The sequence below is a fragment of the Pseudomonas sp. WAC2 genome, assembly GCF_030403525.1.
Taxonomy (GTDB): domain Bacteria; phylum Pseudomonadota; class Gammaproteobacteria; order Pseudomonadales; family Pseudomonadaceae; genus Chryseomonas; species Chryseomonas luteola.
Map to the genome: position 1 here is coordinate 401,088 of NZ_JAUEPD010000004.1, position 22,890 is coordinate 423,977.

A 22,890-nucleotide genomic window follows, 5' to 3' on the forward strand; every position below is an offset into this window, starting at 1 on the left:
TCACCTCTTCATATAAACACCTTATGGCCTCTTGCCGTATCGGTAGCCTGAAAGAGCGCTTGATGGATGCGTCTACTATCAAAAGAGATCCAGCTGAACATCGATCAACCTGGCGAACCGGTCATTCACGAAAGGCAGGATAGCGTCAGCGATGGGCTTGAGCTGGCGCTCGATGTAATGGTCATAATCCACCGGCGATCGACGCGCTTCGAGCGGTTCCGGGCCGGCTTTCGTCATCAGGTAACTGATCCATCCGCCGTTCTGGTACTGCCTCGGTCGACCTTTTTCGTCGTTGTAAGCATCTGCCATGCGGGCCGCTCGTACATGCGGTGGCACATTGCGCTGGTAGTCATCCAGGCGACGGCGCAGGCGCTTACGATAGACCAGCAGCTCGTCCAGTTCGCCTGAGAGGGTCTGGCTGACATAGCGCTGGACGTAATCCTGGTAGGGCTCGGCATTGAAGATGCGTAGATAAAGCTCCCGCTGAAAGCGCTGGGCCAATGGCGACCAGTCGGTGCGCACCGTTTCGAGCCCTTTAAAGACCATCTCGTCCGTACCGTCAGCGCCTTTTACCAACCCCGCATAGCGTTTTTTACTGCCCTCTTCAGCACCGCGAATGGTGGGCATGAGAAACCGATGGAAGTGCGACTCGAACTGCAGCTCAAGGGCGCTGGCCAGGCCGTAGGTCTCCTGTAGATGCTCGCGCCACCAACGATTGATGAGTTGGACAAGAGACCGACCTATCTGCTGAGCCTCGGCCTCGGCATGGGGACGACCGAGCCAGACAAAGGTCGAATCGGTATCGCCGTAGATGACGGTATACCCCTGGGCCTCGATCAGCTCGCGCGTCTGGTGCATGATTTCATGCCCGCGCATCGTGATTGATGACGCAAGGCGGGTATCGAAGAATCGACAGCCGCTTGATCCCAATACACCGTAAAACGCATTCATGATGATCTTTAGCGCTTGGGAAAGCGCCTTGTTCTGTTCCCGCTTGGCCGCCTCACGCCCTTCCCACACACGCTCCACCATCGCGGGCAGACAATGCCGGGTGCGGGAAAAGTGCGCACCCTTGAAACCAGGAACAGCGTAATCATCGCCGGGTTGGCGCAGCCCCTCGATCAGCCCCACCGGGTCAATCAGAAAGGTCCGAATAATCGACGGATACAGGCTTTTATAATCCAGTACGAGCACAGAATCATACAGCCCGGGCCGCGAGTTCATGACGAACCCTCCCGGGCTCGCCTCCGGCACCTTTTCGCCCAGATTGGGCGCCACGAAACCCTGCCGGTGCATGAGTGGCAGGTAAAGGTGCGTAAAGGCTGCCACCGAACCCCCGCTACGGTCTACCGGCAGGCCCGTTACGCTGGCTCGCTCCAACAGGAAAGGCAGAAGCTCCGTCTTTTCAAAGATGCGGGTAACCAGCTCGCAGTCCTTGAGGTTGTAGCGTGCAAGCGAAGGTTTATCCTGCGCGAACATGCGATTGATCGATGCCATCCGTTGATAGGGATTATCGATGGCCTTGCCTTCGCCCAAGAGGCTCTGGGCAACATTCTCCAGGCTGAATGAGGAAAAGGACCACGTAGCTGAACGCAACGCTTCAATTCCATCGAGTATCAACCGTCCCGGTGCTGATACGAAATAGTGCCTATGCTCGCTCCCCTGCTCCCTCCATTCGACGGCCTCGTTGCCACGCCCCAGCATGAGTGGCATTCCGAAGCGTTGCGCATGTTCCCGCAGGATGCGTAGGTCGAACTGTACGAGGTTCCACCCAATAATGGCGTCGGGATCATGCAAGGTGAGCCAGCCATTGAGCCGCTCAATCAGCTCGGCACGTGTCTGGCAGTATTCCAGACAGAAATCAACGGCCTCGGTGTCACCGTTGGCGGGTCCGAGCATATAGACCTGCCGCTGGCCACACCCGTGCAGACCTATGCAATACAGATCGCCTCGTTCGTTGGTTTCGATATCCAGGGAGACCAGTTTTAAATGCGGTCGGTAGTCAGGCGCGGGCTTGAGCTGGGCCTGCAGGACTGCGCCGTGCGCGTCAGGAGTACCGGTGAACCAGACAGGTGCTGTAATGAAGCGCTCCATCAGATATCGCTCGGGTGGCCGGATGTCCGCTTCGTAGATATCCAGCCCGGCGTCCTTGATCTGTCTGGCAAGCTGGATCAGCTGTCGATGCTGGTGGCAATAAAGCCCCAGGACTGGCCGATGACGAAAATCGGACAGCGCCAGCGGGCGTAGTTCCACCTCCCGCTCGTGCTCAATCAGTCGACGAATCGGCTCAACCTGTTCCAGCGGCACAAATGCCACGGAACGCTGCATGGCCAGGCGTACCCGCCGTGGTCCCTGATCGGTCGCCAACCAGAACTCTACTTCCGTACCGGCCGCTGTATCACGCCAATGGCGGGTCAGGACGAAACCCTGTTGTAGATCCACCGCTACTTCCTCAGTACTAACCGCCGCATTCTACCCAGTTGCCGCGTCATGCCTGTATTGGTAACTCACGTGAACAAGGGATAGAGTGGGATACATGCGCCACTTGCGTTGGGAATCTTTTCGCGTCAGGGAGAAGCCAATGATACAAATTGCTGTGATTTCATAGCTCGCCGGTGGTCAGTACCGAAGAGAACACCCTGCACTACACGATCGCCTCGGCGATCATCATCCTGATGTTACACGCGTTAGCGTGGTGGTATTCGTCATAAGGAATCAAGCATGGCTCCAAGACACGTTATCAATGCCTCCGTCAGCCCCAAGGGGAGCCTGGAAACACTTTCGCAACGCGAAGTACAACAACTGAGTGCTGCCGGTTCAGGAAGCGTCTACACCCTGTTCCGCCAATGCGCCTTGGCGATCCTCAACACAGGCGCCCATAGCGATAATGCCAAGACCATTCTTGAGGCTTATCAGGATTTTGAGGTTCGCATCCATCAGCAGGATCGAGGCGTACGGCTGGAGCTGATCAACGCACCGGCAGATGCCTTCGTCGACGGCGAAATGATTGCCAGCACTCGTGAGATGCTGTTCAGTGCACTACGGGATATCGTCTACACCGAAAGCGAGCTGGAAAGCGTTCGGATCGACCTGAATACCTCGCAAGGCATTACCGATTACGTATTCCACCTGCTACGTAATGCCCGCACCCTGCGACCCGGTGTAGAGCCTAAGATGGTTGTCTGTTGGGGCGGCCATTCAATCAGCACCGAGGAATATAAGTACACCAAGCGGGTCGGTCATGAATTGGGCCTACGCAGCCTCGATATCTGTACTGGTTGCGGCCCGGGCGTGATGAAAGGACCGATGAAGGGCGCCACGATTGCCCATGCCAAGCAGCGGATCTCGGGCGGTCGCTATCTGGGTCTGACCGAGCCAGGCATCATTGCCGCCGAAGCCCCCAACCCGATCGTTAACGAGCTGGTGATCCTGCCGGACATTGAAAAGCGTCTGGAGGCTTTCGTACGGGTTGGCCACGGCATCATCATCTTTCCAGGTGGAGCAGGCACGGCGGAAGAGTTTCTCTACCTGCTCGGTATTCTCATGCATCCCGAAAATGCCGGCCTACCATTTCCGGTGATCCTGACCGGCCCAAGCAGCGCTGCACCGTACCTGGAACAGCTACATGCCTTCATTGGCGCCACATTGGGCGAAGCGGCGCAAAAGCATTACAAGATCATCATCGATGATCCCTCTGAAGTGGCGCGTGAAATGGCCAAAGGTCTCAAGGCCGTCAAACAGTTCCGTCGCGAGCGTAACGATGCCTTTCACTTCAACTGGATGCTCAAGATTGAAGAGGGCTTCCAGCGCCCCTTCGATCCAACCCATGAAAATATGGCGAGCCTCACCTTGAGCCGCGAGATACCGCCCCATGAGCTGGCCGCCAATCTGCGTCGGGCGTTCTCAGGCATTGTGGCAGGTAACGTCAAGGACAAGGGTATCCGGCTGATCGAGCAATACGGTCCCTACACAATTCATGGTGACCCGGCCATCATGAAACCGCTGGATCATCTGTTGCAGGCCTTTGTGGACCAGCATCGGATGAAGCTGCCCGGTGGCGCGCCCTATGTACCCTGCTACCGTGTCGTCACCTGAGCCGAATCTGGGAGAGCAGCCCATGCTCTCCCAATCCTCGAACAACAGGATGTTCCACATCCGCTCACCCGTCATCCTTTTGTCATATTCTTTGGTTTTACTCAGCGATTTATTACTCCTCCGTTTTGGGCTGGCATGGATCAATCGCTGCTTTCAGGCGTGCAATACTCTGACCTTTCCGGAATCCTTTATGGATTCATATTCCGCCCCGGCGAGCCTGGCGAACAGATCGACACACTTCGAGTAACGGAGGCACTTGAGCGACTAGAGGAGCGAGACGAGTTTGTCTGGTTGCATCTGAACCTGGCCCATGCCGCTTGCAAACGCTGGATGATGACCCACCTGGATCTGCCCGACTACTTTTTTGAAATCCTGAGTGAAGGGTCACGCTCTACTCGTCTTGAACATGTCGATGCAACCCTGCTCGCGGTTGTCAACGATGTCGTCCTGAACTTCGGACAGGCTTCCTATGATGTAGCCACGCTGTATGTCTGTGCCAACCGGCGCATGCTGATCAGCGTACGGCATCAACCGCTTCGTTCGGTGGACCGCCTGCGCGCGGCGGTCAAGAAGGGCGAGGGTTTTCGCTCCCCGCTGGAACTCCTGATCCACCTGCTGCGCGACCAAGAAGAGGTACTTACCCAGATCGTTCGAGAAACCAACCTGAGTGTTGATCGTATCGAAGACCGCCTACTTTCTACCCGACTTGCCGACAACCGCGCCGAGCTTGGCAACATGCGTCGTACCCTGGTGCGAATCCAACGCCTGCTGGCCCTAGAGCCCAACTCCCTGATGCGGCTGCTCAATCGCCCGCCGCGCTTTCTCATGGAGGAGGATGTAAGGGAGCTGCGAGCAGCGACCGACGAGTTTTCACTGGTTATCAGCGACTTGGCCGTGCTGATAGAGCGGATCAAACTCATTCAGGAAGAAATCGCCGCACAGATCAACGAACAAACCAGCCGCACCCTGTTCACCCTGACACTGGTCACGGTGCTGGCCTTGCCGATCAATATCGTGGCAGGTTTCTTTGGAATGAACGTGGGCGGCATCCCCCTCGCCGATGCGCCTCACGGCTTCTGGATATTGGTCATCCTGGTTGCCAGCTTTACCTTATTGGCAGGGCGCTGGGCCTTCAGGAAAAGAAACGACTATTGAGCGTCCCATTAGCGCTGGCTGACCCCGGCGATCAAGGGTGTTCCGCTAACCGGATCCTTCAATAGAACACAGCGGACGCCATATAAGGTCTCAACAAGCTCAGGGGTGACAATGTCGGCCGGGACACCTTCAGCAATAATACGACCAGACTGCATGGCGACCAGATGATCGGCGTAGCGGCAGGCCTGAGAGAGGTCATGCACCACCATGACCACCGTCTTGCCCGCATTAGCTAGCATGCGAATCAGCTCAAATACCTCCAGTTGATGCCCAAGATCCAGTGCAGAGGTTGGCTCATCAAGCAGGAGTAGCGGTGTCTGCTGAGCAATGGCCATGGCAATCCAGGCACGCTGGCGCTGCCCACCCGACATCGAATCAAGCGGCCGCTCGGCCAGTTCAATCAGATCCGCTGCTTTTAATGCCGCATCAACAACAGCTTCGTCATCTGTAGACCATTGCCTTAGCAAGCCCTGATGAGGCTGCCGGCCAAAGCGGATGAGGTCAGATACGGTCAATCCATCCGGTGCGCTGGCATCTTGGGGCAGCAGTGCAAGCTGTCGGGCGACCTGCCGGGAAGGCAGCTCACCGATGGCCTTCCCATCGAGTAGAACCGCACCCGCACGCGGCTTGAGCAGTCGAGCAAGACCCGCCAGAAGCGTAGACTTCCCGCATCCATTGGGCCCTACAATAGCGGTTACCCGCCCCGGCTGGACCCTAAGATTAAGCCCATTGATAATGGTCGTCTGACCATGAGAAAGCTCGAGAAGACGGGTCTCCAAAATAACCGAATGCTCGTTAGTCGCCATCAGCAACGGTGAAACAGTACTACTCATAACGACTTCCGGACAGGTTGACGCAATAAAATCCAGAGCAGGTAAGGTCCGCCGATGACAGCAGTCACTACACCTACTGGAATTTCGATAGGAGCAAACCAGGTTCTTCCCACCCAGTCTGCCAGGATCATCAGAAGGGCTCCTGCTAATGCAGAGGTCACGATAGGGACACCACGCTGTCCGACCAGATAGCGGGCCGCTTCGGGTGCCAGCAAGGCGATAAGCCCAACAGGACCGGCAACCGCGACCGCTAATGCCGTGAGCAGAACGGTCAGGATGAGGATCTGTACTCGAGCCAGGCGTATACGCACGCCCAGCCCGATGGCGACCGAATCGGAAAACCTGAGAACCTCTAGGGTGCGTCCCAAGATCTTGGCTAGCGGTAAACCTATCAGCAAACCAATAGCCAACAGTTGAATCGAGGCTGGGGAGCGCGCGTTAAGACTGCCAACCGTCCAGGGATAGGCCTGGTTGGCCGCATCGATGGACGAACGTGCCAGCATCAGATTGGTCAAGGCGCCAAACAATGCACCAACTCCGATTCCAACAACAATGAAGCGATACCCACGTGCGCCTGCACCACCGCCCAAGGCAAACGCTATGGCCGCTGCGGTTGCCGCACCACTCAAGGCAAGGGCTGATGGCGCAAGGCTTGTCGAGACAGCAACGATGGAAGCGACAGCAAAGGCCGTTGCACCATTGTCGATACCAATAACCCCGGGCGTTGCAAGCCGATTACGTGCCAGGGTTTGTAACATGCACCCTCCCAACCCGAATGCGGCCCCTGTCAAAAGTCCAGCCAGGAGCCGGGGAAAGCGAAGCTCTTGAATCAAAAATAAATGCATGGGATCGCCGTGCCCGATGACAGCCTTCAGCGCCAGCCAGGGATTAAGCCCGGTTACGCCATACGCCAGGCTGATACCGCTCATGAGGATCAACAGCACTGTCAGGCACAGCGCAACGACACTGCCTCTCCGCGATACCAGTACACTCACCTGACGGCCTGCCTGTAGCCACCAAAACCGAGCTGTTACCGGAGATGAAAAAGGTTTAGTCATAATGAAGGCAGGCGATGTTGACGGACGACTATCATCAGGATTGGCGCACCGATGAAGGCAGTCACAACACCAATGGGAAGTTCGTAAGGTTTGACCAAAAGGCGCGACAAGATATCAGCTAATAGCAGCACCGCGGGCCCCAGGACAAGTGATAATGGAAGGACACGGCGGACATCAGGCCCAACCATTCTCCGCGCCAGGAACGGCACAACCAATCCGACAAAGCCAATAGGCCCAGCTACTGCAGTGGCGGTCCCTACTAAAATGGCAACGCCTAGTAGTGCGATCAATCGGGTCAATTGAGGGTGATGCCCTAATCCAATGGCCATACGTTCTCCCAAGCTCAAGGCGGCCAGGGGTCTGACCAAAGGGGCCACGACCAACAGGCCTGCCAGTGTGCCCGGCAGCGCCCAGGACAGGGTATCTGCGGGCCTGCCTGCCAAGGCGCCAATGACCCAAAACCGAATTTCATCGGCAGTACGCTGGTCATACAGGAGCAGTAAGGTACTGGCGGCGCCCAGAATTCCTGTGAGCGCCATTCCCGCCAGGATCAAGCGAACAGGGTCGGCGTCAAATCCGCGCACTTGAGTCACTGCCACAACGAGCAGGCATCCAAGCATGGCTCCAGTAATGGCCATGCCCAGATTGACAGTAGCTGCGCTGGCGCCGAGCGCAATGGCAACCACCATGGCAAAGGATGCACCAGCGCTGACACCCAGGAGTCCGGGCTCCGCAAGCGGATTGCGGGTTGCCGTTTGCAAAACGGCTCCACCAACGCCAAGGGCCATACCCACCAGAAGGCCCAATAACGTGCGCGCCCCACGCAGTTCGAGGACAACAAAGCGAGCTTCATCGTCCCCACCCCCAAGCAAGACATTGATGCTACGGAGTACGGAAACCTCCCCGGCACCAAGCAGCAAACTGGTGAGCAAAATCACCAGCAGCGTTAGACAGCAGGCAATGAACGGACCACCCAAACGAGGCGAAGCGGACACCTTCATTTGAGAACGATACGCTCCACGTCATCCAGTACATGCTCAGCAGCCAGCGGACCTGACCCGCTGCTCCACACCTGCCCATCAACCGTGGCCACCTGCTTCGCCTGAACGGCCTTCAAGCGAGTAAAGGCAGGCTGCTTGCGAGCAGCCTCCAAGGCCTCATCACCCTTCTCATTCAAGGTAGCCAGGAAAATCCAGTCTCCATCAGCGCTTGACAGATTCTCAAGGCTCAAGATATCGCTATGAGGACGATCTTTGAGCTCTGAGGCCAGTTGCGTACTGGCAAAGCCTAGTTGCTCCAGTAACTGGCCTGCAAAGAGATGGCTCGACATGACCATCGGTCCCTGTGGATTCCAACGAACAACCGATAACACTTGCCCTGGTTTGACTTGCGTCTTCAATTTGGCAATACGCTGATCTATCTGGTCGAACTGCTTTTTCAATTCATCACTACGGTTGAGCGCCTGGGCATAAAGCTCTGCGTTGGCTCGCCAGTCAGCTAACGACTCCCCTCCTTTTGGTACTACCGTCGGAGCAATCAGGCTAAGTTTGGCGTATTGTTCTTGCGGTAGATCCTGTCGCGCCAGGATAAGGTCCGGCTTCTGGTTGAAAACCGCCTCCAGATTAATTTCACGTGCCGTACCCACGATAGCGGGCTGCCCCGCCTGATCCTGCAGATAGTTTGATACGCTGGTGCCACCACGACTTGCCAGCGTAGCGACTGGTTTAATACCTACTGCCAGCGCGGTATCCATAGCAGCCTCATCCAGCACCACGACCCGCTTAGGTGTATCCGGGGTTTTCAGCTCGCCGTGGGCAGTGGAAACAGTAGCCGCCAAAGCCGAACCTGCCGTGGTAGTTAGCACGAGACTGCACAAAAGAACACTAAGACGGAAAATACTGGAATCAACACGCTTCATGACACAACTCCACAATAGAAATACGGCACGGGCAGCGGGTTAGCCAGGCGGCCCGATTTAATAACATTAAAACGAGGCGGTAAAGGAAGCAAAATACGCACGACCCGGCTCGTTGTATGTAACCGCACCGGCGCTCGAAGCGTTGCCCTCTCGATAGATGCGCTTGTCGAAAAGATTATTCACACCAAAACGCACTTTGTAATGCTCGTTAAACTCATAACCACTGCTAACGCCTACCAACGTATACGGATCAATGCTCTTCTGGGCAGCAGCCTCATAATCCGTATTGGTACGCCGAGAGTATGAAGGAGCCTCCTGCTTTCCGTAATGGGTAACATTAAGCTGTGCAGAGAGTTTTTCAGTGACGTACCAGTCCAGCGTACTGTTGATGGTGTATTTGGGAATAATGCTTAAGGGATCGCCTGTCTGCTTATCCTTGGATTCGATCATATAGGTAAAGTTGGTGTTCCAATCCACGGTATCAGTCAGCGGAATGAACAGGTTGCCTTCAACCCCTTGGACAACCGCCTTACCGGTGTTCTCCCACTCCAGTACACGAGGCCCGGTGTCGCCCAATCGATAGATAAATTCGTTTCCGCCCACGATTTTGTTTTTGTAATCGTTACGGAAATAGGTCGCACTGGCTCTCCATGTTCCGGCGTCATAAGCCAGACCCAGCTCCTTGTTAATGCTGATCTCAGGCCTTAAGCTTTCATTACCGACCAGATAGCAGCCTCCGTTTCCAGACGTAATCGCTGTACAGCCGTTACCACGGCTGTACAGAAGATAGTTTGGATTGCTCTGATACAGATTCGGTGTTTTGTAAGCACGCGCGATCCCACCCTTGAACGTCAGTCGGTCCGTGATCTCATGGGACAAGTTAAGACTTGGGCTCCAATTATCACCATAGGTCTGATGGTCATCGAAGCGTAGTCCAGGGGTCAGCACCGTCCGGTCTGTAACCTGCACATTATCTTCGACATAAAAGGCGTAGCTGTTGGCTGTCGTCTTGGTCTGGGTGCGATCAAAACCTGCTATCTGGCCAGGCTCAGGATCAGAAGACTGAGCGCGCAGAGAACCAGGGTCACTTAGCGACTCGTGTAAATACTCGGCGCCAATGGTTAAGACCTGAGGCATTGCGCTGTCGATAGGCAGATCAAGATTGCCAAAGGCGCGGGTATTGCGCAGGCGCGACATAAACGCGCCATCCCCCTCACTTGGCCCACCCTCTGTACGGCCTGAAAGTCCCTCGTTCAGACGCCAGTTGCGGGTGTAATCATAGGAAAGGCCCAGTGTGGAATTACCCCAATCCCACGTTCCCTTATGCTTCAACGTAAAGCTGGAGCGCTGCAATACATTGGTTTCATGAGCATACAGACTTCGAACAAAGGCATCGTTGCCGCCAGAGTTATTGAGCATCGTGTCGCCGGCATAAATGTTGCCCTGGCGGCTATAGGAAGTTTCAAAATCGAGGACTTGCTGCGGATCAAGTTGCCAGCTGAGTAGCGCATTGATGTCCTTGTTGCGTACGCCTTCCCGACCCGCCGTGACACTGCCTTCCGAGGCCTGATGTCCTTCATTGATGCTCAAAGCATCTGCATCAGTCCTGGCGATATTGCCATAGACTCGAAATGCCAGAGCTTCTGTCAGCGGACCGCTCAGGTTAAAATTGGCACGGCGTCCGTTGCCTTCGTCGCCGCTTTCAGGCTCCAGGGCATAAAACGTCATCGAGCCATGCCATTGCTCCGTAGGACGCTTGGTAATGATGTTGATGACCCCACCCATGGCACCGGAGCCATAACGGGCCGCCGCCGGGCCACGCAGGATTTCGATACGCTCGACTTCTTCAGCTGGAACCCAGTTCGTCTCACCCCGCGTATCACGGTCACCGTCCCAACCATAGCGGACGGCATTTCGGGAGGTACTGGGCAGGCCATCGATCAGAATCAGCGTGTTCTCAGGCCCCATACCTCGCAAGTCGATTTGCCGATTGTTACCGCGCGCGCCACTGGCACTGTTGCCTGTGAGATTGACACCGGGCTGGCGCCGAATAATCTCCGACAGATCATTGGCCGGTGGTTGCCTGGCAATATCCTCTGCAGTAATCACTGAGGAACCCAAGGCCTGCCTGGCCTCTTCCTCGGCGGTACCCATAACCGTGGTAGCTTCCATCTCAACCGGCTCGCTGGAGCCATACTGGGCAAGCGCAAGGCCGGAATGACTGGCAAGAGCCCCACACAGTACGATGCTCAGTCGCGTGGATGAATGGGGAATACGCAGCATGACCAACTCCTGTTCTACAAATCTCGAAACGAGACCGCTCCAAAGTTGGCGCAAATGCTATTCATTCCCATTTGAGAAGAAAGCTTTTTTACAATCTATACAATTTCAGCAGCAGGCAAGCGCACGGTCACACGAAGCCCTGGATTGCAGTTTTCAGCCCAGATAGCGCCGCCCTGGATCATCAGTGCCGATCGGGCGATGGAAAGACCCAGGCCGAATCCGTCACCGCCAGGCCGGGCACCATTGAGCCGGGTAAACGGCTCGAAGATGTAGTCGAGCGCACCTTCTGCAACCCCTGGACCTTGGTCTTGTATCCACAGCAACCACTCGCTGCCCTCACAATGCCCCCCAGAATCACATCTCCTCCTTCCGGTGAGTGACGAATCGCGTTGCGCAAGAGGTTTTCCAGGGCACGGGCCAGACTATTCAAATGAGCCTGTACACAGCAATTGTCTGGTAAGCGATATACAAAAGCGTCTCGTGACCAACCCGTCTCGAAACAGGCATCCTCAATGAGGATATTCCAGAGCGACTGCATGCTGATCGGCTCGCATAGCAGCGAGGGTCTATCCGTATCCAGCCAGGCCAGCTCTAGTGTGGTCTCGACCAGCTCCTGCATACCGGCTAACTCACGCTCAAGGCGGGCACGCAACGTATTCGCATCCTCGGAGGACTCGCACAGCACACGCAGCCGTGACAGCGGAGTGCGCAGCTCATGGGACATATCTCGCAGAAGTCGTTGCTGGTACTCGACATGACCTTCCAGCCGCTCCGCCATGTGATCAAAGGCGCGTCCCAGCTCACCCAGCTCATCGCTGCGAGCGCTTACGCCGATTGTAGGCTTTCTGCCTGAGCGACAAGCAGAGGATGCCTGCTCTTGGAGCCATCTCAAAGGCACCATGAGCTGACGATAGAGCAGAATACATAACAGAAACATGGTAGCCATGGGAAACAGCCCATGGATCACCAGACGGCCCAGAACGGAAGGCTTGCCGGACCACATGCGCTCGGGCAATTCCATTGCCAGACGGCCCGCTTCAGGGTGTTGAGGAAATGGAATATCCATTACAGGCAATTCGGTAGCACGGCCACTCAACGGCCAATCCAGACGGCGCATAAAGCTGAACCGATCGGCATCACCAGGCGTCAGGGCGCGCTGACCTAACGGCTGATAAAGACGATCAACTGCTACAGCCCAAACCTGTTCTCCCTCTCGGATACGTCGTAATGCAGTTTCAACGCCCTCCTTGCCTTGTGTCCTCCATGCCTGTTCAACGGAAGCAGCATAACTCAGCAGTTCCTCTTTATCGGCTTGTGCCAGTTCGTAATGACTGTGCTCCATGCTGCGTCCCCAGCTTAAGCTCAGCCAGACGATGACCAGACAGGCGGCGATGGTAAGACCAGACAGCTTCCAGAAGAGGGAATGCCGATACGGGAGTCGTATCATGAAGACGAACACACCAGCACGTAGCCTTTCCCCCAGGCTGTACGAACTTCGCAAGCCGAGTAATCAATGCTCTGGAGCTTGCGGCGAATATGGCTGACATGCATGTCAAGACTACGATCGTAGCGTGAGTAGGCACGTTGCAGAGCTTCCTGATACAACACTGGTTTGCTGAGTACCTCTCCAGCGTGCCGGTTCAATAGCTCGAGAATACGAAATTCCGTTGCGGTCAGTTCCGCCCATTGCCCCTTATAAACCACATCGGTCCGGATAAGATCGAAGTACAGCTCTCCCTGCACGGTTGGCGCTGTCTCCATGGCCGAGCGCTCAAACGCAATGCGCCGGAGCAGCGCTCCGATTCGCACATCCAGCTCCGCCATGCTAAAGGGCTTGGGTAGATAATCATCTGCTCCCTTTTGAAAGCCGACGATACGATCAGACTCGCTACCCAGCGCCGAGACCAGGATAACCGGCACGGCACTATAGGAACGAATCTGCTCCAGTAGGTGAAGCCCATTGCCATTGGGTAACAGAATATCCAGTACTACCAGATCGAACACCTGCTCTTTCAACAATGCGGCGACTCGACAGGCATCACTGCATAGCACTACCGCATATCCCCTCGCCGATAGCTGAGCCTGCAGGTGCATACCCAACACCGGATCGTCTTCAACGACAAGAATATTGAGCAGGGAAACAAAGGAATTCATAGCGTTTGGGGAACAGCCAAAGGGTTTCAAAAGTACCCGTCCGAGGCTTTTTTCACGTAGACAGGTGTTAACACTGATGTTAACTCGAAAGCAGAAGAAGGGTATTGCTGCTCGTTAAGATACCCGGGCGGATCTTAATTAATGTCTTAAAATCGCCTGGATAAGGATATCGCAGTGCATATCCTTATCCATATAAGCCCTGGATAAAGATCGAACTCAAGACTTGCGGCTGGCTTGGTACAAGGGCATCACCTTGGGGACGGCTGCTTGAATCGAGGCCATGCGGCTCTCATCAGAGGGATGCGTGCTCAGAAGCTCAGGTGTCTTATTGCCCATCCTGGCTGAGGCTTGTGCAAATTTCTGCCAGAGGCTCAACGCCGCATTGGGGTTATAGCCCGCCCGGGCAGCCAACTCCAGGCCAATCAGATCTGCTTCATTTTCATTTGATCGACTGAACGGGAGAGATAAACCAACCTCCGTTACCTTATTCGCAATTTGCATTGACGATTGGTTAAGGCCCAGCAAGGCGCCACCAAGGCTTTGGCCTAGTTGCAATGCATACGCCCGAGACATTTTTTCCCTGCTGTGCTCACGGAGCGCATGGGCAATTTCATGCCCCATTACCGCTGCAAGCTCATCATCGGTAAGTTTTAGCTGTTGGATCAGACCGGTATAAACAAAGATCTTGCCGCCCGGACCGCAGTTGGCATTGAGTTCATCATTTTTGACCAAGTTGACCTGCCAATCCCAGGCAGCAGCATCGGGACGGAAGTAGCTAACCCTATCGATCAGCCGCTTGGCAATCGTACGGACACGCTTGCCCTCTGCTGTCTCGTTGGCGAGCGCACCGGATGATTTGGCCTTGTTGACTGAACTGGAATACGACTCTGCGTACATCTGATCAACCTGCTGGGCAGACAGCATGCTGAACATGTATTGCTTACGCTCGACCCCTACTGCTCCGCCACTGGTTGTATTGACTACCTGGCAGCCAGTAAGAAAAAGCGAAAACGAAAGACCCGTTATGAATAAGACACGACGCATATGCTTTCCCTAGCGTATGTTGAGCCGACGTACTTGTCAGCACGATAAATTAATCAAAAACAGCCTATGGCTGGTACGTTAGTGTAATCGATTTAAATTTTAGAAACCTATACCACCGCCTGATGAATAATTGACGCAGGCGCAAGCGAGGCCGTAAAGCAGAAGCGATACGGCGTCGTGGTATCGGAAAGGTTATCGCTCGATCAAAATCTTCAAGGTTGAAGCGCGCTCCGCATCCCAGTACGGCAGGGCCTGCTCGGCATCCTGGAAGGGAAACACCTTGGAAATCAGATCATCTGGAGAGTGATCCAAGGTCTCCAGATAGCGAACGACGGCTGTAAAGTCTTCGGCTGTTGCATTACGGGAGCCCATGATGTCCAGCTCCTTCAGGTTGAACAGTTGCGTCTTGTAGGAAACTGGCTCCTTGGCATACCCCACGTACACCACACGTCCAGAAAAGGACACGATATCGATCGCCTGGGTAAACGTGGCCGGCAGGCCCACACATTCGATGACGACATCAGCCCCGTCACCGTCAGTCAGTGCTTCGATCTGCTTGTCCACATGACCAGACGAGGCCACGATAGTATGTGAAGCACCGTATTTACGCGCCATTTCGGTCTTGGTCTCGGAGACATCCATCGCGATGACTGTTGCACCCCGTGACACAGCTCCGGCCACGGCGCCCATGCCTATCATTCCACAGCCAATGACCACCACTCTGTCCCCCTTGGCAACCCGCCCGCGTCTCGCGGCATGGAAACCTACCGATAGTGGTTCAACCAGCGCCAGGTGCCGTGCTGGCAAGGTATCGTTCAGGATGAGCTTCTCGTAGGACAGTACGATCTGCTCGGCCAACCCGCCGTTCTGCTGAACGCCGAGTGTCCGGTTCGTCTTGCAGGCATTCACGCGTCCCTGACGGCACGAGGTGCAGTGACCACATGCAGTGTAGGGCACCACAATGACGCGCCGCCCTGCACGATAGTCCAGCGGTACGCCCGGTCCTGCCTTGATGATTTCTCCACCGATCTCATGGCCAGGAATACGAGGCAGTGCCACTAACGGATTCAACCCTTTATAGGTATTGAGATCGCTACCGCAGAGTCCTACATGGCGAACCGCTACCTGAACCTCTCCAGGCCCTGGCTCGATGGTCTCGACCTCATGGAAGCGGCACTGCAACTCCTGTTCGATCATGAGAGCTTTCATAGGGATCCTTTCATTGTTGTGATTATTAAAGGTTTCGCCATTGTGAAACGACGTTTCATTTTAGAGTCTACTGTTAGGGGTCGGATCGTCAAGGTGCATATAGCGTTTACATTCAGCCAGGAATATCACCCTGCCTTGCAACATAGTCGTCAAGTTCTGGTCACATGAGTCGATTACCTTCAAGGTAGATCCAAGGGACTGCTGACTTGCCGGGTTGACCTGGCTCAACTTCCGACGAAGTAAGCGACAAATATGCGTTTTTGTAATACGGCCATCATTGAATCGTCATGCATATCGCATTACGCTCAGATGGTCGAAATCACTGGATTAACTCATGCGTGACGAAGCGTGCTCAGAAGGGCTAACGCGACTGGCTACCTCAGCGGTAATGAGAGGACGGCCTGAAAATGAAATTCTGGGTTGGATGCTGAACAACGGTATTCGCCCCTCTGCAGCCATCAAGGCGTTAACAAAGGCCAAGCGCCAGCGTCAGGAGTCGGGCTTGAAAAAGCTTAAACTCTCACTGGTATGCCTTTTTACCCTGATGTTCTCCACTGCCATTCTTAACATGGTGGATCTCTTGAAGTTCTAATGCAGAACCGGTTGGGCCGAATGACAGCATGATCGACGGCCCACCTCGTGTTATATCGATTCGTCCCGCCAGATAAAGCTGGCAGCGTGCATTATCTGTATGCATATACAGATTTCGATTGCCTCTGCGCTGCGGTTTAAGCATGCTTACGCTATTGTTGATTTGAATGACGATAGCTATGCGGCTCTTCCTGTGCGAAAAACCTTCCCAAGCCAAAGACATTGCCAAGGTGCTGGGCGCTACTCGCCGTGGCGAAGGCTGCTGGACAGGCCCACAGGCCACTGTAACCTGGTGCATTGGCCACCTGCTTGAAACAGCCCCGCCAGATGCCTATGACGATCGGTATAAGCGGTGGAATCTGCAAGATCTGCCTATCATCCCGGAAAAGTGGAAAATGCTCGTCAAACCCAAGACCGCAAGCCAGTTCAAGGCGGTCAAAAGGCTGCTTGGCGAAGCCCGGGAATTGATCATTGCAACGGACGCTGATCGCGAAGGCGAGATGATTGCCCGCGAACTGGTCGAACATTGTCGCTACAAAGGACCTATCCAGCGTCTGTGGTTGTCGGCACTGGACGATGCTTCCATTCGCAAGGCGCTGGCCACGCTCAAACCCGGCGCCGATACCTTCAGCCTCTATCATTCGGCATTGGGTCGCTCGCGTGCCGACTGGCTGATCGGCATGAACATGAGTCGTCTGTTTACATTACTGGGCCAACGGTCAGGGTATCAGGGCGTCCTGCCCGTAGGACGTGTGCAAACCCCTACCCTGCGACTGGTAGTCGACCGTGATCGCAGCATTGCCAACTTTGTGCCTGTACCGTTCTGGGCAATCGATGTGCTGTTGTCTGCCGAGGGCCATCAGTTTACGGCCCAATGGAAGGCTCCTGAGGATGTCTGCGACGATCAGGGCCGCTGCCTGCGTCAGGATATCGCCCAGAGTGCAGCAGAGGCGATGCGCCAGACAGACACTGCTCAGGTGATGAAGGTACAGACCGAACGCATGCGTGAGCTTGCTCCATTGCCGTTTGATCTGGGCACGCTGCAAGAGGTGTGCTCGAAAAAGCTTGGCCTGGGCGCCCAGGAAACGCTGGATATTGCCCAGGCGCTATACGAAACCCATAAGGTCATTACCTATCCGCGCAGCGATTGCGGCTATCTTCCCTTGAGCCAGCATGGCGAAGCCCCAGCCATCATGGCGGCGCTTGAGCGCTCCGACTCCTCCCTTCTGCCTCTCAAGGCGCACCTGGACCTGAGGCGTCGCTCGCGGGCCTGGAATGATGCAAAAGTCAGCGCACACCACGGCATCATTCCAACCGCAGCTATCAGCAGCCTGGATCGGCTGACGAGCAAGCACAAGGCAGTCTATACCTTGATCCGCGCCCGCTACCTGGCGCAATTTCTCCCAAACCATGAGTACGACCGTACTCAAGCCGATTTTGACTGCGCAGGACAGTTGCTCAGGGCTGTAGGCAAGCGCATCGTCGAGCCAGGCTGGAAGCGAGCCCTGCCGGAAGCACTTACGCCAGCAAAGGGAAAGGAAGCGCCAGCACCACAGCCGCTGCCCATGCTTTCCAAAGACCAGTTATGCGCTGTGGTGGATGTTCAGCTCAAAGACCTTTGGACACAACCGCCCAAGCCCTTCACAGAAGGTGACCTGATCAAGGCCATGAAGAATGTAGCCAAACTGGTGGACGACCCCAAGCTCAAGCAAAAGCTGAAGGACACCACAGGTATTGGGACGGAGGCGACACGCGCTGGGATTATTCAAGGGCTGCTGGACCGCGGTTATCTGACCAAGCAGGGTAAGGCTCTGCTCGCCACGCCTGCTGCCTTCAGTCTGATCGACGCTGTGCCTCGGGCTATTGCCGATCCCGGTACGACCGCTATCTGGGAGCAAGCGCTGGATATGGTTCAAACCGGAGAGATGAGCCTTGAAGAGTTCGTGACCAAGCAATCCGCCTGGATGAGCAAACAGGTCGAGCGCTGCATGGGGTTGAACCTGACCTTTAGCGGGCCGGCTATTCCAGCGGGGCGTAAGTCCACGCCGTTCAAGAAAAAGCGCAAGGCCTCAACCAAGACGGCATCAGGTAATGGCAAGCGGTCACGCCAGCCTGTCAGTCCGGCTTGATAAGAGGACACATCCGGTCACCTAGCACCCAATTGATATCTTTTTAGCCTTACTCTTCCGTAGTAGCATTGCATTCTGTTTAATGCGTTCTCTTCATGCCCGTTGTACGCCAAGCGTTTCTTGTCTGGCGTTGGCTGTTTTCAGGATCTGCAATGTCAAAATCGATTGGTATCGGCGCACTGGCACTGGCCACTATGCTGACCGGCCTGGCTGGCTGCTCGAACAACAAGCCTGCCGTGTACGAACACGAAAATTTCGATGACTCGGGTACGTTTTCGCGTAGCTATCCGGTAAACGATACGGCTGCCTGCGAAGCAGCTCGACGCGCGCTGCTCAGTCAGGGCTATATCATTACCAGCAATGATCCAAAGCTCGTCAGTGGCCGTAAGAGCTTTCAGCAGACCGGAGAGAACCACCTCGAAATCAGCTTTAATGTTGTCTGCACGGCCAATCCCCCCAACGATCATGGTTCAACCATCTTTGCCAACGCGCTTCAGGACCGTTATGCGCTGAAAAAGCTCAATAACTCGGCGAGCCTGGGAGTAGGTGTGCTCGGCTCGGTCTCGATGCCTATCGGCTCGACAAACGACTCCATGGTCAAGGTCGCCAGCGAGACGGTTACGTCAGGCAAGTTCTATAGCCGCTATTTCTCCCTGGTAGAAAGCTTCTTGCCGACTCAGGCCCAAAAGGCCAACAAAGGAATACATCAAACAAAAGCAGCGCCCGCGCCGAGCCCACTCGCCAGCACGCCCTCTTCTGCACAGCCCAGCCAACCTGCACAGGCGCTGGCACCCAAGCCAGCCTCAGCGGCACCTGCTTCAGAGACACGCCCGGATCATGATGCGGGGTTTTCTTCTGTACCCGTACCATTGCCGCCCCAAGCGCCGCCCATTACACCTATCGACACGTCAGCCTTCGAGCAATTTACTGCGCCAGCCGCCGCTCCAGCCTCGCCCACAACCGAGCCCGCCGCTTCGCCAGCGTCGGCTGACACGCCCACTCCATCAAGTCAGCCTGAAAACGCCACGGCACCCTCGGATGACTTGCTGGAGCTGCTTGAAGAGTGAGGGTCGGGTATGACTCTGGATTGCCGAAAGCCTGCAAGGCGTTGAGGTCAAGAACTCTAACCAGGCGCGCTACGTCTATAGCGTAACGCCGTGCAGGCAGTCGATAGAGTGACACCATGAAACAACGCACCGTTCAGGACGAAGGCAATACCACGTGGACCTGTGTAGAGGCTTTCTCGGGAGGAAGCCAGAAAACGGCCAAAGCGGCCAAGAGTCTTACCAAAGATGCCGAAGGCAACGTTACCGTGGTATGTACGCCTAGTGGTGGTGAGCAGTCAGTACGCGTGAGCTTGCCTGAAGCATGGATTGACAAGACGTCTGACCAAGCCCTGCTGGACGCCATTCAATCCGCCAAGGGTTAGTCCTGCCCTATCGTCCTCCAGAAATCGATTGAACTTAGCCTGGAACGCCTGCTTCGAAAGAGCTTCGATGGCAGGCTGATCTAGAGCGTACTTGTTTGCAGCATCGCCATCTCATCATCTGGATGGCTGCAATCCCTGGCGTTAAACCGAACCCAGCCACGTCCTATGCTGCCTTGAGCCATCGATCATTTACTTTGTCAAAGGACGAATCGTTATGGCTAAGATCACCATTGCCCAGCAGTTGGCTACCACACTGGAGCAGGCAGGCGTACAGCGTATCTGGGGCGTCACCGGAGACAGTCTGAATGGCCTGAACGATGCCTTGCGTAAGATGGAAACCGTCGACTGGATGCATGTACGCCATGAGGAAACCGCAGCCTTTGCGGCCGGGGCGGAAGCAGCAGCTACGGGCAAGCTGGCTGTATGTGCAGGCAGTTGTGGGCCAGGCAACCTGCACCTGATCAACGGACTTTATGATTGCCACCGAAACCACGTACCGGTCCTGGCAATCGCTGCGCACATTCCCTCATCGGAAATTGGCCTTTCCTACTTTCAGGAAACCCATCCTCAGGAGCTTTTCAAGGAATGCAGTCATTTCGTTGAGCTCGTCAGTAACCCGGCACAAATGCCCGAAGTCCTGCATCGTGCCATGCGGGCAGCCATCCTCCAGCGCGGCGTTGCGGTCATCGTGATTCCCGGCGATGTGGCGCTGCTGGAAGTGGACGCCGGGAAGACCGCCTGGCCGGTTCTCAATCCGCCTCGCCTGATGCCTTCGGAGCAGGATATCAACAGACTCGCCACCCTGCTTGCGGATAGCAAAGCCGTAACACTGATGTGCGGTAGCGGCTGTGCGGGCTACCACGACGAAGTCGTTGCGCTGGCCGATACGCTCGGTGCACCTGTCGTTCATGCGTTACGGGGTAAAGAGCATGTCGAATGGGATAACCCGTTCGACGTTGGCATGACGGGCCTGATCGGCTTCAGTTCCGGCTACCATGCGATGCTCAATTGTGACACGCTGATTTTGCTCGGTACTGATTTTCCCTATCGTCAGTTCTACCCAATCAATGCCAGGATTGTACAGGTCGACATCAACCCTCAGGCATTAGGCCGCCGAACCGCCCTGGACTTGGGAATCGCCGCCGATGTAGGCGAAACCATTCGTGAGCTTTTGCCACGACTGGAGCGTCGTACCGATCGGCACTTCCTTGAGGATTCGCTCAAGCACTACGCCAAGGCCCGTGAGGGACTGGATGATCTGGCCAAACCCTCCCAACCCGGTCGACCTATTCATCCGCAGTATCTGACCCGGGTCCTGAGTGAGCTGGCGGATGAGGATGCCATTTTCACGGCAGACGTCGGAACCCCAACGGTATGGGCTGCCCGATATCTGAAAATGAACGGCAAACGCCGCCTGATCGGCTCGTTCAATCATGGCTCCATGGCCAATGCCATGCCTCAGGCGATAGGGGCTCAGGCAGCTTATCCCACGCGCCAGGTTATCTCGCTGTCTGGTGACGGTGGTTTCGCCATGCTCATGGGTGATTTCATCTCGCTGGTCCAATTGGGTCTCCCGGTCAAAGTGGTGGTTTATGACAATGCCACATTGGGTTTTGTCGCCATGGAAATGAAAGCCAGCGGTTATCTGGATACTGGTACCCAGTTGCAGAACCCGGATTTTGCAGCGATGGCTAATGCGATGGGCGTCAAGGGAATTCGTGTCGACAGTGCCGAACAGCTGGAACCTGCTTTACGGGAGGCCCTGGCCCATGACGGCCCGGTACTGGTCGATGTCGTGACGGCTACGCAGGAGCTTGCCATGCCGCCCGCCATCAAGCTCGAGCAGGCCAAAGGCTTCAGCCTTTATCTGTTACGAGCGGTTATGAATGGCCGTGGCGATGAAGTCCTGGAGCTGGCACGTACCAATCTGGTGCGCTAGCGCCGCTGTGCAAAAAAGTTCACCACGCACACCGTGTGGTGAACTTGAATGTTTCAAAAGATGAGCGAGAACTCAGATCCAATAATGTAAAGGCATTTGGATTGCTCATTGCCGCTGCGCTCCCTATGATCCGCGCTTTTATGAGCCACGCGTGATCGCCGGCAGGTTTTACTCTGCGGCCCGGCCTATTGACTCTCGTCAGTTCTGAGCCCCGGCAAACTTGGCATGCTCTTCCTTATTTACTGACGGCTACTCCTATGACGACCTTGAACCCAATCGACGCACTCAAACTGATTCTGGAAAAACACGGCCTGACCGGTGCTGTATATGATGGCTGGGTAGCGCCCAACAATCAGCTCCCGGCCATACGTGCCCGCTGGTATCCCGGCGAAGGCAGCGGGCGCCTGGATATTCATGTGATGGTCGAAGAGGGCGTGCTGGTCGAAGAGATTTTTGCAGGTATCGGTGAGGGTGATGAGGGGCTGGCAAATGCCTTCGAAAACTTTATCGCCAACTCATTGCATGTCTTGTTGGCAGCGTTCTGGGAAGTCGATGCAGCCGAACACGTTTCGGTTGAAAACTGGCTGATCAATGAGCGCCGCTACCGGGCCTATGTAGGCAACCTCGGAATCCGCGCCGCCAAAGGAAGCACCAGCGAGCTGCCGGAGAATCTGGTGCCGTCGATTCATACCACCATTCAAAACATGCCGTTAAAAGGCAACACCCACTGGTTTCGTACGTTCTTCTGCAACTACAACCAGGAGCACCGCTTTGAGGCACTCAGTGACAATATTCATTGGGAAGAAGGTGCTTCGAACCTGCAGGCGCTTCCGTGGAGCCGTGACGATGGCTACTTCAGCGTACGCAATTTCGTGGTGCTGCGGGCAGTCTAACTCAACAGCCTAGCGCCAGAGCGGTTTATCCCATGAACCGCTTTGGCGCTATCGGCAGTATCGGTGAATCATACCTGTAAGCCATCAAGAATCTCGCTAAGTGATCATCAATGGCGCTTTCCTTAATCAGGCGCTAGTAACTCTCGCCAGCCAGCGGGGC

At 55.5% G+C, this 22,890-nt stretch carries 17 protein-coding genes and 1 pseudogene; 8 read left to right on the forward strand and 10 right to left on the reverse strand.

Annotation, left to right across the window (positions count from 1 at the left end; genetic code table 11):
• Window positions 1-78: 78 nt before the first annotated feature.
• Window positions 79-2,442 carry a DNA polymerase II gene (locus QWJ10_RS11415; protein WP_219653163.1) on the reverse strand — a complete coding sequence of 788 codons (2,364 nt, stop codon included), beginning with the start codon at window positions 2,440-2,442 and terminating at the stop codon, window positions 79-81.
• Window positions 2,443-2,721: 279 nt separating this feature from the next.
• Here QWJ10_RS11415 and ppnN point away from each other — a divergent pair, with 279 nt between their 5' ends.
• Entirely contained in the window at window positions 2,722-4,095 is a 1,374-nt protein-coding gene (ppnN, locus tag QWJ10_RS11420) for a nucleotide 5'-monophosphate nucleosidase PpnN (RefSeq protein ID WP_010798949.1), read from the forward strand.
• Between the two features lie 135 nt (window positions 4,096-4,230).
• Window positions 4,231-5,250, forward strand: a complete 1,020-nt coding sequence (locus QWJ10_RS11425; protein ID WP_010798948.1) for a transporter — start codon at window positions 4,231-4,233, stop codon at window positions 5,248-5,250.
• Window positions 5,251-5,258: 8 nt separating this feature from the next.
• Here QWJ10_RS11425 and QWJ10_RS11430 read toward each other — a convergent pair whose 3' ends face one another.
• From QWJ10_RS11430 to QWJ10_RS11470, 9 genes and pseudogenes are all read right to left on the reverse strand, one after another.
• A complete protein-coding gene (locus QWJ10_RS11430) occupies window positions 5,259-6,083 on the reverse strand; it encodes an ABC transporter ATP-binding protein (RefSeq protein WP_289926401.1) in 825 nt (274 codons plus the stop codon).
• The gene (locus tag QWJ10_RS11435; RefSeq protein WP_289926402.1) at window positions 6,080-7,141 is read right to left on the reverse strand and encodes an iron ABC transporter permease; all 1,062 of its coding nucleotides are present in this window, start codon (window positions 7,139-7,141) and stop codon (window positions 6,080-6,082) included. The genes QWJ10_RS11430 and QWJ10_RS11435 overlap by 4 nt, the downstream gene beginning before the upstream one ends.
• A complete protein-coding gene (locus tag QWJ10_RS11440; RefSeq protein ID WP_122043865.1) occupies window positions 7,138-8,142 on the reverse strand; it encodes an iron ABC transporter permease in 1,005 nt (334 codons plus the stop codon). The genes QWJ10_RS11435 and QWJ10_RS11440 overlap by 4 nt, the downstream gene beginning before the upstream one ends.
• Window positions 8,139-9,059, reverse strand: coding sequence for an iron-siderophore ABC transporter substrate-binding protein (locus tag QWJ10_RS11445; RefSeq protein ID WP_289926405.1), 921 nt, complete (start codon window positions 9,057-9,059; stop codon window positions 8,139-8,141). Before QWJ10_RS11445 ends, QWJ10_RS11440 begins: the two co-directional genes overlap by 4 nt.
• A 66-nt stretch (window positions 9,060-9,125) precedes the next feature.
• A complete protein-coding gene (locus tag QWJ10_RS11450; RefSeq protein WP_289926407.1) occupies window positions 9,126-11,342 on the reverse strand; it encodes a TonB-dependent siderophore receptor in 2,217 nt (738 codons plus the stop codon).
• A 95-nt stretch (window positions 11,343-11,437) separates the two neighbouring features.
• A pseudogene (locus tag QWJ10_RS11455) lies at window positions 11,438-12,789 on the reverse strand (histidine kinase sensor domain-containing protein).
• Window positions 12,786-13,496 carry a response regulator transcription factor gene (locus QWJ10_RS11460; RefSeq protein WP_286786773.1) on the reverse strand — a complete coding sequence of 237 codons (711 nt, stop codon included), beginning with the start codon at window positions 13,494-13,496 and terminating at the stop codon, window positions 12,786-12,788. Before QWJ10_RS11460 ends, QWJ10_RS11455 begins: the two are co-directional and overlap by 4 nt.
• Before the next feature lie 216 nt (window positions 13,497-13,712).
• Window positions 13,713-14,540, reverse strand: coding sequence for a M48 family metallopeptidase (locus QWJ10_RS11465; protein WP_010798940.1), 828 nt, complete (start codon window positions 14,538-14,540; stop codon window positions 13,713-13,715).
• A 192-nt stretch (window positions 14,541-14,732) separates the two neighbouring features.
• Complete coding sequence (locus tag QWJ10_RS11470) at window positions 14,733-15,749, reverse strand: zinc-binding alcohol dehydrogenase family protein (protein ID WP_289926416.1); 1,017 nt, start codon at window positions 15,747-15,749, stop codon at window positions 14,733-14,735.
• 334 nt (window positions 15,750-16,083) lie between these two features.
• Here QWJ10_RS11470 and QWJ10_RS11475 point away from each other — a divergent pair, with 334 nt between their 5' ends.
• The 6 genes from QWJ10_RS11475 to QWJ10_RS11500 all read left to right on the forward strand — a co-directional run bounded on the left by QWJ10_RS11475 (window position 16,084) and on the right by QWJ10_RS11500 (window position 22,730).
• Window positions 16,084-16,341 carry a hypothetical protein gene (locus tag QWJ10_RS11475; protein ID WP_010798938.1) on the forward strand — a complete coding sequence of 86 codons (258 nt, stop codon included), beginning with the start codon at window positions 16,084-16,086 and terminating at the stop codon, window positions 16,339-16,341.
• 178 nt (window positions 16,342-16,519) lie between these two features.
• Window positions 16,520-18,469 (forward strand): DNA topoisomerase III, encoded by a 1,950-nt coding sequence (locus tag QWJ10_RS11480; RefSeq protein ID WP_289926527.1) that lies wholly within the window; start codon window positions 16,520-16,522, stop codon window positions 18,467-18,469.
• Window positions 18,470-18,621: 152 nt separating this feature from the next.
• On the forward strand, window positions 18,622-19,536 hold the full coding sequence (locus QWJ10_RS11485) for a DUF2242 domain-containing protein (protein ID WP_289926418.1): 915 nt from the start codon (window positions 18,622-18,624) through the stop codon (window positions 19,534-19,536).
• 116 nt (window positions 19,537-19,652) lie between these two features.
• On the forward strand, window positions 19,653-19,898 hold the full coding sequence (locus QWJ10_RS11490) for a hypothetical protein (protein ID WP_010798935.1): 246 nt from the start codon (window positions 19,653-19,655) through the stop codon (window positions 19,896-19,898).
• 214 nt (window positions 19,899-20,112) lie between these two features.
• A complete protein-coding gene (gene poxB / locus QWJ10_RS11495) occupies window positions 20,113-21,837 on the forward strand; it encodes a ubiquinone-dependent pyruvate dehydrogenase (RefSeq protein WP_289926420.1) in 1,725 nt (574 codons plus the stop codon).
• A gap of 257 nt (window positions 21,838-22,094) precedes the next feature.
• Window positions 22,095-22,730: a DUF6348 family protein gene (locus QWJ10_RS11500; RefSeq protein ID WP_289926423.1), complete on the forward strand. Its 636-nt coding sequence runs from the start codon at window positions 22,095-22,097 to the stop codon at window positions 22,728-22,730.
• Window positions 22,731-22,890 lie beyond the last annotated feature (160 nt).